At 64.0% G+C, this 16,497-nt stretch carries 11 protein-coding genes; 9 read left to right on the forward strand and 2 right to left on the reverse strand.

Annotated features, from left to right (window positions below; translation table 11 throughout):
* The first annotated feature begins 87 nt into the window (after nt 1–87).
* The 3 genes from clpB (at nt 88) to ACXAF3_RS15460 (ending at nt 7,111) form a co-directional block, all read left to right on the forward strand.
* Nucleotides 88–2,691 (forward strand): ATP-dependent chaperone ClpB, encoded by a 2,604-nt coding sequence (gene clpB / locus ACXAF3_RS15450; RefSeq protein WP_475113212.1) that lies wholly within the window; start codon nt 88–90, stop codon nt 2,689–2,691.
* Nucleotides 2,692–2,944: 253 nt separating this feature from the next.
* The gene (locus ACXAF3_RS15455; RefSeq protein WP_475113213.1) at nt 2,945–4,051 is read left to right on the forward strand and encodes an efflux RND transporter periplasmic adaptor subunit; all 1,107 of its coding nucleotides are present in this window, start codon (nt 2,945–2,947) and stop codon (nt 4,049–4,051) included.
* 12 nt (nt 4,052–4,063) lie between these two features.
* Complete coding sequence (locus ACXAF3_RS15460) at nt 4,064–7,111, forward strand: efflux RND transporter permease subunit (RefSeq protein ID WP_475113214.1); 3,048 nt, start codon at nt 4,064–4,066, stop codon at nt 7,109–7,111.
* Here the strand turns inward: ACXAF3_RS15460 and ACXAF3_RS15465 are convergent.
* Nucleotides 7,108–8,166: an AraC family transcriptional regulator gene (locus ACXAF3_RS15465; protein WP_475113215.1), complete on the reverse strand. Its 1,059-nt coding sequence runs from the start codon at nt 8,164–8,166 to the stop codon at nt 7,108–7,110. The two genes, ACXAF3_RS15460 and ACXAF3_RS15465, sit on opposite strands and share 4 nt — an antisense overlap.
* Before the next feature lie 278 nt (nt 8,167–8,444).
* On the opposite strand from ACXAF3_RS15465, the gene ACXAF3_RS15470 reads away from it, so the two are divergent.
* Both ACXAF3_RS15470 and ACXAF3_RS15475 read left to right on the forward strand, forming a co-directional pair.
* On the forward strand, nt 8,445–9,665 hold the full coding sequence (locus tag ACXAF3_RS15470; RefSeq protein WP_475113216.1) for a hypothetical protein: 1,221 nt from the start codon (nt 8,445–8,447) through the stop codon (nt 9,663–9,665).
* Between the two features lie 21 nt (nt 9,666–9,686).
* Nucleotides 9,687–10,766 carry a DUF4785 family immunoglobulin-like domain-containing protein gene (locus ACXAF3_RS15475; protein ID WP_475113217.1) on the forward strand — a complete coding sequence of 360 codons (1,080 nt, stop codon included), beginning with the start codon at nt 9,687–9,689 and terminating at the stop codon, nt 10,764–10,766.
* A gap of 13 nt (nt 10,767–10,779) precedes the next feature.
* On the opposite strand, the gene ACXAF3_RS15480 is transcribed toward ACXAF3_RS15475, so the two are convergent.
* Nucleotides 10,780–11,271 carry a DUF4124 domain-containing protein gene (locus tag ACXAF3_RS15480; protein ID WP_475113218.1) on the reverse strand — a complete coding sequence of 164 codons (492 nt, stop codon included), beginning with the start codon at nt 11,269–11,271 and terminating at the stop codon, nt 10,780–10,782.
* Nucleotides 11,272–11,738: 467 nt separating this feature from the next.
* Here ACXAF3_RS15480 and ACXAF3_RS15485 point away from each other — a divergent pair, with 467 nt between their 5' ends.
* The 4 genes from ACXAF3_RS15485 (at nt 11,739) to pssA (ending at nt 16,054) form a co-directional block, all read left to right on the forward strand.
* Nucleotides 11,739–13,475 (forward strand): acetolactate synthase 3 large subunit, encoded by a 1,737-nt coding sequence (locus tag ACXAF3_RS15485; RefSeq protein WP_475113219.1) that lies wholly within the window; start codon nt 11,739–11,741, stop codon nt 13,473–13,475.
* Nucleotides 13,476–13,487: 12 nt separating this feature from the next.
* The gene (gene ilvN / locus ACXAF3_RS15490) at nt 13,488–13,979 is read left to right on the forward strand and encodes an acetolactate synthase small subunit (RefSeq protein WP_475113220.1); all 492 of its coding nucleotides are present in this window, start codon (nt 13,488–13,490) and stop codon (nt 13,977–13,979) included.
* A 41-nt stretch (nt 13,980–14,020) separates the two neighbouring features.
* Entirely contained in the window at nt 14,021–15,046 is a 1,026-nt protein-coding gene (gene ilvC / locus ACXAF3_RS15495; RefSeq protein WP_475113221.1) for a ketol-acid reductoisomerase, read from the forward strand.
* A gap of 120 nt (nt 15,047–15,166) precedes the next feature.
* The gene (pssA, locus tag ACXAF3_RS15500; RefSeq protein ID WP_475113222.1) at nt 15,167–16,054 is read left to right on the forward strand and encodes a CDP-diacylglycerol--serine O-phosphatidyltransferase; all 888 of its coding nucleotides are present in this window, start codon (nt 15,167–15,169) and stop codon (nt 16,052–16,054) included.
* Nucleotides 16,055–16,497 lie beyond the last annotated feature (443 nt).

The following is a 16,497-nucleotide window of genomic DNA, read 5'->3' on the forward strand; positions in this document are numbered from 1 at the left end:
TTGTATCTCCCAACACTACACTGAATGAGTGGCGCTAAATCGGCGCCATTTCTGCCACTGGTTTTCCGAGGAGGAGAGGCTCCGTCCATGCGAATAGACAGAATGACAAACCCGCTGCAGGCGGCTATTGCCGATGCGCAATCCCTGGCGGTTGGGCGCGACCACAACCAGATCTACCCCGAGCACCTGCTGCTCGCGCTGCTGAACCAGAACAACGGCAGTGTACCGGCGTTTCTCTCCCAGGCGGGTTTCAATCTCAACGGCCTGCGCAACGACCTGGCCAAAAGGCTGGACGAACTGCCCACCATCAGCGCGCCCACCGGCGACGTCGGCATGTCGCAGGAGCTGGCGCGGCTGTTCAATCTGGCGGACAAGAAAGCGCAGCAAAACGGCGATAGCTTTATCGCCAGCGAAACCGTACTGCTGGCCGCCTTCGACCCCGCCGCCGGTGAGGTTTCCAAAATCCTAAACGCCAACGGCGACCTGAAACAGCTGCAGGCGGCCATCGAAAAAGTGCGTGGCGGTGAGAAGGTGGACGACCCCTCGGCGGAGGATGCGCGCCAGGCGCTGGACAAGTACACCCTCGATCTGACCGAGCGCGCCATGGCCGGCAAGCTGGACCCGGTGATCGGCCGCGACGACGAAATCCGGCGCACGATCCAGGTCTTGCAGCGGCGCACCAAGAACAATCCGGTGCTGATCGGCGAACCCGGCGTGGGCAAGACCGCCATCGTCGAGGGATTGGCACAGCGCATCGTCAACGGTGAGGTGCCGGAGGGGCTGAAAGACAAGCGCCTGCTGTCACTGGACCTGGGCGCGCTGCTGGCCGGGGCCAAATTCCGCGGCGAATTCGAGGAGCGCCTGAAAGCGGTATTGAGCGAGCTGTCGAAACAGGAGGGGCGCATCATCCTGTTTATCGACGAGCTGCACACCATGGTCGGCGCCGGCAAGGCCGAGGGTGCGATGGACGCCGGCAATATGCTCAAGCCGGCCCTGGCGCGCGGTGAGCTGCACTGTGTCGGCGCCACCACGCTGGACGAATACCGCAAATATATCGAGAAGGACGCCGCACTGGAGCGTCGCTTCCAGAAGGTGTTGATCGACGAGCCCACCGAAGAGGACACCATCGCGATACTGCGCGGCCTGAAGGAGCGCTACGAGGTGCACCACGGCGTCGATATCACCGACTCGGCAATTATCGCCGCGACCAAACTGTCGCAGCGCTATATCACCGACCGCCAGCTGCCGGATAAGGCCATCGATCTGATCGACGAGGCCGCCAGCCGCATCCGCATGGAAATCGACTCCAAGCCGGAGGAGATGGACAGGCTCGACCGGCGTCTGATCCAGCTGAAAATAGAGCGCGAGGCGGTCAAGAAAGACAAGGACGACGAGGCGGCGCAAAAGCGCCTGGCCAAGCTCGAGGAGGAAATCCACAAGCTGGAAAAAGAGTACTCCGATCTGGAGGAAGTGTGGAAGGCGGAGAAGGCGCAGCTGGCCGGCAGCCACGACATCAAGAACAAGCTGGAGCAGGCCAAGCTGGATATGGAGGCCGCGCGCCGCGCCGGCGACCTGGAGCGGATGTCGGAACTGCAGTACGGCCTGATTCCGCAGCTGGAAGGACAGCTCAAGTCCGCCGCCAGCGCCGAGCCCGGCGAGGAGCCGCGCCTGCTGCGCAACCGTGTCACCGACGAGGAGGTGGCGGAGGTGGTGTCCCGCTGGACTGGCATACCGGTTTCGAAAATGCTCGAGGGCGAGCGGGAAAAACTGCTGCGTATGGAGGATGCTCTGCACCAGCGCGTGATCGGGCAGGGCGAGGCGGTGGACGCGGTGGCCAATGCGGTGCGCCGTTCCCGCGCCGGCCTCTCCGATCCCAACCGCCCCAACGGCTCCTTCCTGTTCCTCGGCCCCACCGGCGTCGGCAAGACGGAGCTGTGCAAGGCGCTGGCGCAGTTCCTGTTCGACACCGAGGACGCGATGGTGCGCATCGATATGTCCGAATTTATGGAGAAACACTCGGTCGCGCGCCTGATAGGCGCACCGCCCGGCTATGTCGGCTACGAGGAGGGCGGCTATCTGACCGAGGCGGTGCGCCGCAAGCCCTACTCGGTGGTGCTGCTGGATGAGGTGGAAAAGGCGCACCCGGATGTGTTCAACATTCTGTTGCAGGTCCTGGACGACGGCCGCCTGACCGACGGCCAGGGGCGCACCGTCGATTTCCGCAACACCGTTGTGGTGATGACCTCGAACCTGGGCTCGGACCTGATCCAGAAATACGCCAGCACCCGCGACAGCGACGACCTGGACAGCGAAATCAACTACCGCCAGATGAAAAAGGCGGTGATGGAGGTGGTCGGCGATCACTTCCGCCCGGAATTTATCAACCGCATCGACGAGGTGGTGGTGTTCCACTCACTGAACAAGGCGGAGGTGCGCAAAATCGCCGAGATCCAGCTCGACCACCTGCGCCGCCGCCTGCGCGAGCGCGACCTGCAGCTGGAGGTGGCGGAGCCGCTGCTGGACAAGCTGGCGGAAGTCGGCTTCGATCCGGTATACGGCGCGCGCCCGCTGAAGCGCGCGATACAGATGTGGCTGGAAAATCCGCTGGCGCAGGATGTGCTGGCGGGCAAATTCTCTCCCGGCGATACGATTCACGCCGAACTGGAGGGCGACAAGGCGGTGTTCCGCTGAGTTTCCCAACAACTCGTCCCGGTGGGAGCGGCCATGGGCCGCTCCCACCGTCTCCTCCTCAAAGCCTTTCCGATAAAAAAACGCGCCGGCCCGAGTGCAATCGCGTGGCAGTCTGCAGGCGCGAATAGCCATTTGTTCATACACTGAAACTTGTTGTTCGGCAAAGGGACACGGCGGCGCACGCCTGCAAAAAGGCGGACCGCGGTGATTAGTCATCGGAATGACGGGTCGGGGCAGAATTCTGAATAGACGCATGCTGTTGATGCTCGCCGGCTGTCTGCTGCTGTTCGGCGGCATTTTCGCTTTCAAGTGGTTCGGCAACCGGATGATGAACCGGGCCTTCGACACCATGCCGCTGCCCGCGACGACGGTGACCTCGGCCACCGCCGAGATGCAGACCTGGCAGGAGAGACTGTCCGCGGTGGGCACGCTGCGTGCGGTCAATGGTGTCGAGGTCACGACCGAAGCCCAGGGGGTTGTCAGCGCCATCCATTTCAAATCCGGGCAGGCGGTCAAAAAGGGTGAGCTGTTGGTGGAGATTGCCGCGGAACCCGAGAAGGCGCAGCTGAAGGTGCTCGAGGCGGAGCTGCGGCTCGCGCGGCGCAACCACGAGCGCATCAAGGCGCTGCACGCCAGGGGAGTGACCACCGAGGCGGACCTGGACAATACCCGCAGTGCGCTGGAGCAGGTGTTGGCCAATCTGCAGGTGCAGCGCGCCACCGTGGACAGGCGCCGCATCAGCGCGCCCTTCGACGGCGTGCTGGGTATTCGCCGCATCGACCTGGGGCAGAACGTGAGTCCCGGAGAGGCGGTGGTGTCGCTGCAGCAGCTGGACCCCATCTACGTGGATTTTTCCCTGCCGGAGCGGCATCTCTCAATGGTCGCGCTGGATCTGCCGCTGGTCCTGGTGACCGATGCCTTCCCGGAAAAGGAATACGCCGGGCGCGTCACCGCGATAGATCCGCGGGTGGACAGTCGCAGCCGCAACTTCCTGGTGCAGGGCACCCTGAAGAATGGCAGGGGGCAGTTGCGCCCGGGCATGTACGCCCAAGTGGCGCTGCAAATCGATGCGCACCGCCGCGTGCTCGTCATACCGCGCACGGCCCTGGTGTTCGCGCCCTTCGGCAACGCGGTGTTCGTGCTGCAGAAAAGTGAGCGCGGCGACGGCTATATCGCCAGCAAGCGTTTCGTCAAAACCGGCGAGGAGCGCGGCGATCTGGTGGAAATTGTCCAGGGCCTGCGCGCCGGCGAACTGGTGGCGAGCAGCGGCCTGCTCAAACTGCGCAATGAGGGCGCCGTGATCATCAACAATGAAAACAAGCCGCCCGCAAACGCGGATCCGCAGCCGGACAACAGCTAGCGGGGGCCGGCTGTGAATTTCACCGAGATTTTTATTCGCAAGCCGGTACTGGCCACAGTGGTCAGCCTGTTTATCTTTCTGCTCGGGCTGCGCGCCGCCAGCGAGCTGAACGTGCGCCAGTACCCGGAGCTGGAAAACGCGGTCATCACCGTCACCACCGTTTATGTGGGCGCCGACTCGGACCTGGTGCAGGGGTTTATCACCACGCCCCTGGAGCAGGAAATCGCCACCGCCGACGGCATCGATTATATGGTGTCCACCAGCGTGCAGGGGGTATCCACGATACAGGCCTATGTGCGCTTCGACTACGACCCCAACGAAGTGCTCACCCAGGTGGTGGCCAAGGTCAACCGGCTGCGCAGCGAGTTGCCGGAGGAGTCTGAGGATTCCAGTGTCGATATGTCCGTCGGACAGACCACGGCGGCCATGTATCTGTCCTTCTCGTCGAACATTCTCGATAACAACCAGATTACCGACTACCTGACCCGGGTGGTGCAGCCGAAGCTGTCCACCATTCCCGGCGTGCAGCGCGCGCGCCTGCTCGGCAACCGCACCTTCGCGATGCGCGTGTGGTTGAAGCCGGAGGCGATGGCCGCGCAGGAGGTGACCCCGGCCGATGTCAGCGACGCGCTGCGGCGCAACAATGTGCTGTCCGCCGTGGGTGCCACCAAGGGCACGCGGGTGGCGATGGAGATACGCGCCGATACCGATATCGCCGCGCCCGAGGCGTTCCGCGATCTGGTGGTGCGCGCCGACGGCGACCGCCTGGTGCGCCTCGGCGATGTGGCGGAGGTGGAACTGGGTTCGGAGTCCTACGCGACCTCGGTGACCTTCAACGGCCGCTCGGCCACTTTTATCGCGATCGAGGTGGCGCCCGACGCCAACTCCCTGGACGTGATCCGGGCGGTGCGGGAAAAGCTCGAGGGGGAGGTCTTCCCGCAGCTGCCCCGGGGCATGCTCGGCGAAATTCCCTACGACAGCACCGAGTATATCCAGGACTCCATCGAGGAGGTGGTGAAGACCATCGTCGAGGCGGTTCTGATCGTGATACTGGTGATCTACCTGTTCCTCGGCTCACTGCGCAGTGTGCTGATTCCGGCCATCGCCGTGCCGCTGTCGCTGGTCGGGGCCCTGTTCCTGATGTTGCTGATGGGCTTTTCCATCAACCTGCTGACACTGCTCAGTATGGTGCTGGCCATCGGCATAGTGGTGGACGACGCGATCATCGTGCTGGAAAACGTCCACCGCCATATCGAAGACGGCATGGCGCCGAAGGAGGCCGCCATTGTCGGCGCGCGCGAACTGGCCTGGCCGGTGGTGGCGATGACCACGACGCTGATCGCGGTGTACCTGCCGATCGGTTTTCTCGGCGGCCTGACCGGCACCCTGTTCGTGGAGTTCGCCTTCTCCCTCGCCGGTGCCGTGCTGCTGTCCGGCGTGGTCGCGCTGACCCTGTCGCCGATGATGGCGTCGAAGATATTGCGCGCCCACGACGGCGGCGGCACGCGGCTGGAAAACTGGCTCGAGCGGCAGTTCGAGCGGCTGCAGCAGAGTTACCGGCGCAGGCTGCACGGCGCCCTCGAAGACCGCCTGGTGATCCTTGTTTTCGGCGCCATAGTGCTGGCCAGCTGTTACTTTCTGTTCGTGACCTCACCGAGTGAACTGGAGCCGGCGGAGGACCGCGGGTTTATCCTGACCATCTCCTCCGCCGATGCCTATGCGACGCTGGACTACCTGGAGCAGTACACGGGGCAGCTGAACGATATCGCCGAGCGCCACACGGAGGTGGAAAATATTTTCCTGCTCAACGGCGTCGGCGGTGCCGGCAACGCCACCAACAGCGCCGTCGCCGGCTTCGTGCTCGACTCCTGGAACGAGCGCGACAGAGATACGGCACAGATGCAGGCGATCATCAGCGAGGAGGTGGCGCAGATCGCCGGGCTCAAGGTCGCGGTGGTGGTGCCGCCGAGCCTGCCGACCGCCGGCGGGCGCCTGCCGGTGGAATTCGTGATCGGCGCCACCGAACCGATGCAGAGCCTCGCCGGTATCGCCGACGAGATAATGGCGCGGGCCTTCGAAAGCCGGAAATTTATTTTCGTCGACTCCGACCTGAAGATTGACAAGCCCAAGGTCGTGGTCGAGATAGACCGCGACAAGGCGGCGTCCATCGGGGTGAGCATGCAGGACATCAGCCGCGAACTGGGCGCGATGCTGTCCGGCGCTTTCACCAACCGCTTTTCTCTCGACAACCGCAGCTACAAGGTGATTCCGCAGGTGGTGCGGGTCGAGCGCCTGGTGGCCGACCAACTGAAGCAGTACTACATCCGCGCCGGCGGCGGCGAGATGGTGCCGATATCCACATTGGTCAATCTGCGCGAGACGGTGGAACCCCAGCAGCTGAGGCGTTTCCAACAGCTCAACGCGGTGACCATCTCCGGCGTGCCGCGACCGGGGGTGACACTGGGGGAGGCGCTCGGCGTGTTGGAGCGGGCCGCCGCGGAAATACTGCCGCAGGGCTACTCGGTCGACTACGCGGGCCAGTCGCGCCAGTACAAGTCCGAGGGCTCGGAGCTGGTGGTCACCTTCTTCTTCGCGCTGATTGTGATCTACCTGGTGCTGGCGGCGCAGTTCGAATCCTGGCGCGATCCGCTGATCATGCTGGTGACGGTGCCGATGAGCGTGTGCGGCGCGATGATTTTTGTCAGCCTTGGTTTTACCACGCTGAATATCTACACCCAGGTGGGCCTGGTGACGCTGATCGGGGTTATCTCCAAGCACGGCATCTTGATCGTGGAGTTCGCCAACAAGCTGCAGCAGCAGGGCCGGGACAAGCGCACCGCCATCGAAGAGGCCGCGGCCATCCGCCTGCGCCCGGTGCTGATGACCACCGCCTCGCTGGTGCTGGCGATGGTGCCGCTGCTGATCGCCGCCGGGCCCGGCGGCGGTGCGCGCTTCGCAATGGGGCTGGTGGTGGCCTCCGGCATGACCATAGGCACACTGTTTACACTGTTCGTGGTGCCGGCGATGTACCTGTACCTGGGGCGGGACTACAGCAGTTAGATGTTGGCTTCCGCCCCCGCATTACTGCGCCGGTATTCACTGGGGCTGATGCCCTCGTGCTTCTTGAAAAACTTCGCGAATACCGAGCGCTCGGCGTAGTGCAGGCGGGTGGCGATGCTCTCCACCGAGTCGCTGGTCGAGAGGAGCAGTCGCTTGGTCAGCGCCAGGGTGGCGCCGTCCTTGATCTGCTGGAAGGTGACTCCCTGCTCGCGCAGGCGCCGTTGCATCGTGCGCTCGCTGAGGCCGAACTCGGCCGCGGCGCGGGCGATGGTGACCTCCTCCCGCAGCAGGCGCCGCTCCAGCCACTGGCGCAGGCTGGCGGCCAGGTTGCAATCGGACAGAGTGCTGTGCAGCACCGCCTTCAGGGTGTTGCGGCTCTGGCCGCGCAGCAGGCGGTGGTAGGCGGGAATGGGCGCGTCCAGGGTCTGCGGGCCCAGGACTATGGCGTCCTCGGCGCTGGCGAAGTGCAGCGGGCACTGGAAGATGCGCCGGTGGATGGCGTCGTCTGCCGGCGCCGGCTGGCGCAGGCGCAGGGCGCGGATCTCGGCCCGCGACGGGGTCAGGGTGCGCAGCAGCTCGGCGCAGCGGGAGGTCAGCATCTCCGCCACAAAGGCATTGACCGGCGCGCTGTACAGGGCCCGGCGCCAGTCGAAGCTGAGCACCTCGTCGCCGGCCTCGGGGCGGGTCTGCAGGCGCAGTAGCGGCGCCAGGGTCTGCGACAGCATCAGTTCCGCCGGGCGCAGCAGATCCCGCGGACGGCCGAGCAGCGGCTGCGCCTCGATAATCGTTTCCTCGACCCGCTGGATCATCGGAAAGCGGCTGAAGCCTAGCCCCGGTGACGGGATCGGGGAGAGCGCCAGCAGCGCTTCGATCAGGGCGTTGAACTCCCGGTAGTCGAGGCGCTCGTCCTCGCCCGGGCACCAGCTGAACTCGAACGGCAGGCGCCGGATCAGCGCATCGCTGCAGATACCGAGCCTGGCCGCCGTCTCGACGAAAAAGGGCGCAAAGATCTTCGGGATGCCGGCTGCACCGGTCGACTTATTATTCTCTCGCATGGCTCTTGTGCCATCCAGGTGGCGAAATAATCACCATAGCAAAGGCCCCACGGCGGCGGAAGCCATTTTGCTTTTGCCGACTGCCCGGTCTGACAGCCTGTCGCCTCGGCGCCCCCTTTGGCGCCATAGGTCCTAGGCGCCGCGGTGCGCCTGGGGCAAATTTTGCCCAGCCGCGGGTGACGGGCCGCGGCGCAAAACCATCGCACAACAAGGTCTTATAACAATAAAGACGAGCGCCTCGAGTTTGCTGTCCGGGCAAAAATAAAAAGGACAAAGCCATGACACTCTTCAATCGCCTGGGCGTCAGCCTGCTGCTGGCGCTGGCGGGTCTGTTTACCCACGCCACCGCACTGGCGGAAAACTGCTATATCCTGGTCCACGGCCACGGGGTCGAGGGGCATATCAAACAGCGCTTCGACAGCCAGGGCCGGCTGCGCCAGCCGGCGCTGGACTACTGGAGCGACGCCTATTTCGAGGAGTATCGGGGGAGCGACTTCATCGCCCAGCTGCGCGTCAACGGCGGCCACTACGGCGTAGTGGGGTACGACTCTACCGATGAGAGCGGGCTGCCCTACTGGCACGACCGCACCGCCGGCGAGATCGCCCGCCAGATAGCTGCCATCCGCAGCGGCGCCGGCGACGGTTTCCAGCACGCCGACCAGTGCGCTGCGGACGATACCTTCTGGGTGGTGGCCCACAGCCAGGGGGCCACGCAGATGCTGTATATCGCCGGCAACGCGGTGCCCGGCTCCCCCTATTACAACCGCGCCTACACACAGCTCGACAGCAATACGCAAACCCGCACCCGCGAGGAGTGCACCTCATCCTGGTGGGGCGGGAAGCGCTGTGAGACGGTGACCGAGACAGTCAATGTCGCCGGCCTGGACGAGGGCAACGCGGTCTACGTGGATTTCGAGGCGGCCATCGGCGGTGTCGCCGCGATCATCACCACCGGCGGCGCCATTACCGGCACCGAAGGGGCCGACCGTGTCTGCAACGGCAACTGGCTCGACAGCGCCATCAACGACGCTTTCCTCGGCAAGACCTGTGCCGGTGTACGCTATCTGCAGACCAACGACGTCTACGCGGTGCGCAACTATGTCGGCACCAATCTCGCCGCGCCTGTCTACACCATCGGTGGCTATGCGGCCTTCCCTGGCCTCGAGGGGGCCTCCTCGGCGATGCTGAACGGCGAGGACGACGGCTATATCAATCTGGCCTCGCAGATGAATTGCGCCGGTTCCGCCAAGCGCAATCTCTACGCCGACCTGCACGAGTACAAAACCTTCCTGGGGGTCGCCTACGGCAGCCCGATATTCAGCTGCGACAACGGCCACAAGGGCACGGCGCGCTCCTACAACCTGGCCAGCCTGTACACGGACCACGATGCGCAGCGCAACGGCGGCCTGTTGGCGCCGGACTATACGGGTATCCCCGACGGCCTCGGCTGTGGTGCGGGTAAAAACTCGGCCGGGCGCATCGCCGCCTGCACCCAGTGATGGTTGCGGCGGGGTAAGCGGATGTCCGCAATTGCGCGGCGACGACACTGGCGCCGGCTGCTGCTGCCCGGCGGCGCCCTGCTGCTGGGACTCGGCGGCTGGCAGCTGCTGGCCGGTGGCGAGGAGGCGGTGGCCGTCGCGCCGTCGGCGGGCCCCGCGCCCGCACCGCGCGCAGGTCCGCCTCCGGTCAGTCCTGAGCCGGGGGGCGCCGACGGCGCGGCGCGGGAGGCGCCGCGGGTCTGGCGGCAGCTGCAGTCGCTGCCGGTGAAGACGGAACTGCACCGGTCGCTGCTGTCGGACCTGGCCCGGCACCACCGCTACCCGCCGCAAAACCGCGCCATCGGGGATACGGCTCAGGACCCGATCAGCCAGACCCACAGCCCCGACAGGCGCACCACCCGCGCCGACGACGGCACAGCGCTGACGCTGTGGACGGAGCGGAAATTCTACCTGCGCGGCGACACGGTGCGGGTCTTTGCTTTGCAGGCGGGGCCGGACGGGGGGCGGCTGCCGGCGGATTTCAGGGCGCTGCTGGTCTATGACGACCGGCGTATCGTCGCCGAGCTGGCACTGCACGACCGGGACGGTGACCGCATCTACGAAGCCGCCCTCGAGGCCGGCGCGCACGGCGGTGAAACGCTGCCGGCGGGCATCTACAAGGTGGTGGTGGATTCGGATATCGCCGGCCTGCGCGACGCCGTGGCCTTTACCCTGTCGGAGGATACCGGCCGCTACACGGGCGCGCTGCGCGATTCGGTCAGTGCCGGGGGCAATCTGCTGGTCGAGGCGCAGGTGGAGGTGACTCGGGCGGCGCGCTATTACTTCCGCGCCTCACTGTACAACGACCCGGATTCACCCATAGGCACCACCCAGTACGCCGCCGAACTGGCGCCGGGCCGCCACTGGATACCGCTGGAGTTTTACGGGCTGATGATCCGCGACGCGGGCCAGGACGGCCCCTATCTGGTGAAGCAGTTGAGTCTGGCGCGGGTGGCGGTGCCCATGGCCCGCGCCGGCGTCTTCGAGGCGGATTACTACACCGGGCGCTACCGGCTGGAGCAGTTTACCGGCGAGCCCTATCGGGAATTGGGCGGGGAATAGCCGGGATCCCGAATCAGCAGTTGTCGCGGATCCGCTGCTGCGCCTGGGCGATGCGCTGTTGGCGCTCTTCTTCCGGCAGGACCCGCATCTTGCCGTCGGGGCCCACCTCGCGCACGCGGGCGTGGCTCTGCAGTTCCTGCAGGTTGCTCCGCGCCATGTTGCAGCGCTGGGCGCGCACCGCCATCTGTGCCTGGGTCAGCGCCTTCTCCTGCTCCGCCTCTTGCTGCTGCGCGGGCTCGGCCGCAACCGCGCGCTCGGTTGAAGTGGCTTGCTCCGCCGCCTGCGCTGCGTCCAGGGCGCGCTGCTTGGCATCCAGGGCGCGCTGCTCCGCCTGCCACTGTTTGTAGCGCTCGGACCTGGGCTTCTTGACCACCTCGACTTCTTCTTTCTGCGGCGGCTGCGAGCCGAAATGCACTACGCCGTTTTCATCCACCCACTTGTAGATGCCGTCGGCCTGGGCGGAGATGGCAAGGCTCGAAATCAGGATCGCCAGAGCGATGCGCATGGGGTGCCCCTTTTTTCTTCTGTTCGTGTCAGTGTGCATTGTAACGGTCTGTGGCTATTTTCCTGCAACCGTTTTAACACTTTCGCCGATCCCCGCCGGCCTTTCTATTGACAGCCAAGGCTCAGTTTGCAGAATCGAATATTCGCTCGGCGAGTAGATGTCACCGCACACCCGCGGATCCAATTCTACCCTCCGGCGGGCCACCCGCCCGCCATACTCCGCCGAGAGGGCCCTCCCCATCCCCGGAGGCCTGCATGCCCGGCGCCGACCCAGTGGGGGTCGTTCCGGGATTGGCGCACTGCCGCAGCCGATGAAGTTATCCTAAAAATCGGCATGCAAATGCGCTACAGGCTGATATTTGTCACTATTTTCTTTTATAATTGCCGCCTGACCTTTCCGTCAGATGGCGGTTTTCCCGTTCTTGCGTGATGAATATCCTACCAAACAGGAATTTTGAGGGGGCTTCAGTGGAATTACTCTCCGGCGGCGATATGTTGGTTCGCGCGCTGCAGGATGAAGGGGTGGATCTGATCTTCGGATACCCCGGCGGTTCGGCATTGCACATCTACGATGCGATCTTTCGCCAGAAGCGCATCAAGCACATTCTGGTGCGCCACGAGCAGGGCGCGACCCACGCGGCGGACGGTTATGCCCGCGCCACCGGCAAGGTGGGCGTGGTGTTGGTGACATCCGGTCCGGGTGCGACCAACGCGATCACCGGTATCGCCACCGCCTATATGGATTCGATCCCGATGGTGGTCATCTCCGGCCAGGTGCCGAGCGACAAGATCGGCGAGGACGCCTTCCAGGAGACCGATATGGTCGGTTGCTCGCGACCGATCGTTAAGCACAGCTTCCTGGTGAAAAATGCCGAGGAGATTCCCGAGGTCGTCAAGAAGGCCTTCTATATCGCCAGCACCGGCCGCCCGGGCCCGGTGGTGATCGACGTGCCCAAGGATGTCACCAATCCGACGGACCGCTTCCCCTACCGCTACCCGGAAAAGCTGCGCATGCGCTCCTACACGCCGGCGGGCAAGGGCCACAGCGGCCAGATCCGCAAGGCGGTGGCGCTGCTGCTGTCCGCCAAGCGCCCGGTGATTTACGCTGGCGGCGGCGTGGTGCAGGGGGAGGGCGCCGAATTGCTGACCGAAATTGCGCGACGGCTGAACTACCCGGTGACCAATACCCTGATGGGGCTCGGCGCCTTTCCCGGCAGCGACAAGCGCTTCCTCGGCATGCTCGGCATGCACGGCACCTTCGAGGCCAACACCGCCATGCACCACGCGGATGTGATCCTGGCGGTGGGGGCGCGCTTCGACGACCGGGTGACGAATACACCGAGCAAGTTCTGTCCCGGGGCCAAGATCATCCATATCGATGTGGATCCCGCCTCCATCTCCAAGACCATCGTCGCCGATATCCCTATTGTCGGCACTGTGCAGGCGGTGCTGGGCGAGATGCTGGAAATGCTGAAGTCTTCCGACGAGCAGCCGGATCAGTCGGCGATCGTCGACTGGTGGCGGCAGATCGACGACTGGCGCGAGCGGCACGGCCTCTACACGGCGCCGCGCTACCGCACCGACGGCGCCCTGATCATGCCGCAGGAAGTGATTCGCGCCGTCTACGACATCACCGAGGGCGACGCCTTCGTGACCTCGGACGTGGGCCAGCACCAGATGTTCGCGGCCCAGTACTACCTGTTCGACAAGCCGCGCCGCTGGATCAACTCCGGCGGCCTCGGCACCATGGGCTTCGGTCTGCCGGCGGCGCTGGGGGTGAAGATTGCGCACCCGGACAAGGAGGTGGTCTGCGTGACCGGCGAGGGCAGTATCCAGATGTGCATCCAGGAGCTGTCCACCGCTACGCAATATCACCTGCCGGTAAAAATCCTGTGCCTGAACAACCAGGCCCTGGGCATGGTGAAACAGTGGCAGGAGATGCAGTACGAGGGGCGCCTGTCCAACAGCGTCTACGAGGAGTCCCTGCCGGATTTCGTCAAGCTGGCCGAGGCCTATGGCCATCTGGGGGTAAAGATAGAGCGCCGCGAGGAGCTGCACGACAAGCTGCACGAGGCCTTCGCGATCAGGGACCGCACCGTGTTTATCGATGTCTATGTGGATCCGTCCGAGCATGTGTATCCGATGCAGGTGATGCCGAATGGCTCCATGCGGGATATGTGGCTGAGCAAGACGGAGCGGACCTAGGGAAGTAATACGATGCGCAGAATAATTTCAGTTCTGATGGAAAACGAACCCGGCGCTCTCTCCCGCGTGGTGGGCCTTTTCTCCCAGCGCGGTTACAACATCGAGAGCCTGACGGTGGCGCCCACCGAAGACGAGACCCTTTCGCGCCTGACCCTGGTCACCATCGGCGACGACCACAAGATAGAGCAGGTTACCAAAAACCTGAACAAGCTGATCGATGTGGTGAAGCTGGTGGACCTGACTGAGGGCTCGCACATAGAGCGCGAGCTGCTGCTGGTCAAGGTGCGCGCCAGCGGCGCGCAGCGCGACGAGATCAAGCGCAGCGTGGATATTTTTCGCGGCCAGATAGTGGACGTCACCAGCAATATGTACACGGTGCAGGTGGCGGGCACCGGTGAAAAACTGGACGCTTTTTTACAGGCCCTCGGCGAGCACACGATCATGGAGGTGGTGCGCTCCGGGGTGTCGGGTATTGCCCGCGGTGAAAAAGTTTTGAGTGTTTGAATGGATATTGATTTGAATCGGTATGAAATAGGAAGCGAGTGATGCAAGTTTACTACGATAAAGATTGTGACCTGTCTTTGATCCAGGGCAAGACGGTAGCCATCATCGGCTACGGCTCCCAGGGCCACGCCCACGCCAACAACCTGAAAGACTCCGGTGTGCGCAATGTGGTCGTCGGCCTGCGCAAGGGTTCCGGCTCCTGGGCCAAGGCAGAGAAGGCGGGCCTGCGCGTGGCGGAAATCGCCGACGCGGTGAAAGATGCCGACGTGGTGATGATTCTGGCCCCGGACGAGCACCAGGCGGCCCTCTATCGCGAGCAGGTGGCCCCCAACCTGAAGTCCGGCGCCGCCCTGGCCTTCGCCCACGGTTTCAATGTGCACTTCGGCCTGATCGAACCGCCGGCGGACGTGGATGTGATCATGATCGCGCCCAAGGGTCCGGGCCACACGGTGCGCTCCACCTATCTGGAGGGCGGCGGCGTGCCGACCCTGATCGCCGTCTACCAGGACGCCTCCGGCAAGGCGAAGGAGCTGGCGCTGTCCTACGCCTCCGCCAATGGCGGCGGCCGCTCCGGCATCATCGAGACCAATTTCCGCGAGGAGACGGAAACCGATCTGTTCGGTGAACAGGCGGTACTCTGTGGCGGCGTTTCCGCGCTGGTGACCGCCGGCTTCGAAACCCTGGTGGAAGCGGGCTACGCACCGGAAATGGCCTACTTCGAGTGTCTGCACGAACTGAAACTGATCGTCGACCTGATGTACCAGGGTGGTATCGCCGATATGCGCTATTCTGTTTCCAATACCGCAGAGTACGGCGACTACGTCACGGGTCCGCGTATCGTCACTGACGAAACCAAGGCGGAAATGCGGCGGGTGCTGAAGGATATCCAGACCGGCAAGTTCGCCAAGGACTTTATGCTGGAATCCCTGGCCGGCCAGCCGCGCCTGAAAGCGGAGCGCCGCATCGGCGCCGAACACCAGATCGAGCAGGTCGGCGCCAAGCTGCGCGGTATGATGCCCTGGATCAAGGCCAACAAGATTATCGACAAGACCGAAGGTAACGGCTGAGCGCTAGTAGGTTGTTGAATACAGGCGGCGGGGGCGACCCCGCCGCCTTTTTTTGTCCTGTGCGCACGCCCCCCAATGGCGTTACACTCGCCGGCTGCACAATGCATCAACGGAGAACACATGAGCGACAAAGGGGACGAGAAAAAATCTGCGACCTCGGCCGTCGAGCCGCAGGCGCCCGCTGAAGAGATCCGCCTGCCGGTGGATGAGCATATCGAAGAGGAGGTGTCGGCCAGCGGCAAAAGAGTGCGCGCCCGCGGCGTCTACCTGCTGCCAAACCTGATCACCACCGGTGCCCTGTTCAGCGGCTTCTACGCGATCATCGCCGGCATGGGGGGCAATTTTGAAGCGGCCGCGATAGCGATTTTCGTCGCTATGATCCTCGACGGCCTCGATGGGCGGGTTGCGCGACTGACCGACACCCAGAGTGCCTTCGGCGTGCAGTACGACTCCCTGTCGGACATGGTGTCCTTTGGTCTGGCGCCGGCGCTGGTGGTGTTCAGCTGGGGGTTGGACAATCTGGGCAAATTCGGCTGGGCCGCGGCCTTCCTGTACGCGGCCTGCGCCGCGCTGCGTCTGGCGCGTTTCAATACCCAGGTGGGTACTGTCGATAAAGGCGTGTTTATCGGCCTGGCCAGTCCCACCGCGGCCGCGATAGTGGCCAGTATGGTGTGGGCGGGGCACGATGCCGACGTGGGTGTGGGGCTGGCCGTATTGGCGGCGCTCGTGACGATGACCGCGGGGCTGCTGATGGTGTCCAATTTCCGCTACGCGAGTTTCAAGAAGCTCGACTTCAAGGGGCGGGTGCCCTTCGTGATGATGCTGGCGGTCATACTGGGTTTCAGCCTGGTGACCATAGACCCGCCCCGGGTTCTGCTCGCCATCGCGGTCATCTATACCGCATCCGGCCCGGCGCTGTGGTTCTGGCGCCGCTTCCGGCCCGCCCATCCGGTGGGCGCCGAGTCCACCGGGGGCGAGGCGGAGCAGGGCAGCGACGATAAAAACTGACCGTTCAGCCATTTGGTATTCGGCCTCAGTGACACTAGAGTTAAAGAGCGGGAGCGCGGGCTTGGGCCGCCGCTGGCAGGCGGTCCGGTTACCCCAAAAGTGGTGGAATCTGCCACAAGTTCAAAAAAGGGCTTGCGGAGCCCGGTCGGAGGCCGTATAGTTCGCGCCCTCGCTGCTTGAGACGCAGTGAGGAGGCGGCTCCAAGTGATTGATTTTCTTAAGAAAATTTAATTCAAAAAGGGGTTGCCAAGGTCGGAGAGGTCGCTATAATGCGCGCCACTTCGAGGGTCGCCGGAAGCGGTGATCCGGAGGTTCCGGGAGGGCTTTAGAGTCCGCTTCGGAAGCCTCAAAAAAGTCTGCAAAAAGCGCTTGCTTCAGCAGATTGGATGTGTAGAATACGCGTCCCACAGTTAAGGCCAGGCGCCTAACTGAGTTGTTTAAAA

This window comes from Microbulbifer sp. ABF4_143, assembly GCF_056160225.1.

What these genes read in the sequence shown, in the direction of transcription:
- clpB (WP_475113212.1), top strand. Translation starts at nt 88, where the DNA reads ATGCGAATAGACAGAATGACAAACCCGCTGCAGGCGGCTATTGCCGAT.
- ACXAF3_RS15455 (WP_475113213.1), top strand. Translation starts at nt 2,945, where the DNA reads ATGCTGTTGATGCTCGCCGGCTGTCTGCTGCTGTTCGGCGGCATTTTC.
- ACXAF3_RS15465 (WP_475113215.1), bottom strand. Translation starts at nt 8,166, where the DNA reads ATGCGAGAGAATAATAAGTCGACCGGTGCAGCCGGCATCCCGAAGATC.
- ACXAF3_RS15470 (WP_475113216.1), top strand. Translation starts at nt 8,445, where the DNA reads ATGACACTCTTCAATCGCCTGGGCGTCAGCCTGCTGCTGGCGCTGGCG.
- ACXAF3_RS15475 (WP_475113217.1), top strand. Translation starts at nt 9,687, where the DNA reads ATGTCCGCAATTGCGCGGCGACGACACTGGCGCCGGCTGCTGCTGCCC.
- ACXAF3_RS15480 (WP_475113218.1), bottom strand. Translation starts at nt 11,271, where the DNA reads ATGCGCATCGCTCTGGCGATCCTGATTTCGAGCCTTGCCATCTCCGCC.
- ilvN (WP_475113220.1), top strand. Translation starts at nt 13,488, where the DNA reads ATGCGCAGAATAATTTCAGTTCTGATGGAAAACGAACCCGGCGCTCTC.
- ilvC (WP_475113221.1), top strand. Translation starts at nt 14,021, where the DNA reads ATGCAAGTTTACTACGATAAAGATTGTGACCTGTCTTTGATCCAGGGC.
- pssA (WP_475113222.1), top strand. Translation starts at nt 15,167, where the DNA reads ATGAGCGACAAAGGGGACGAGAAAAAATCTGCGACCTCGGCCGTCGAG.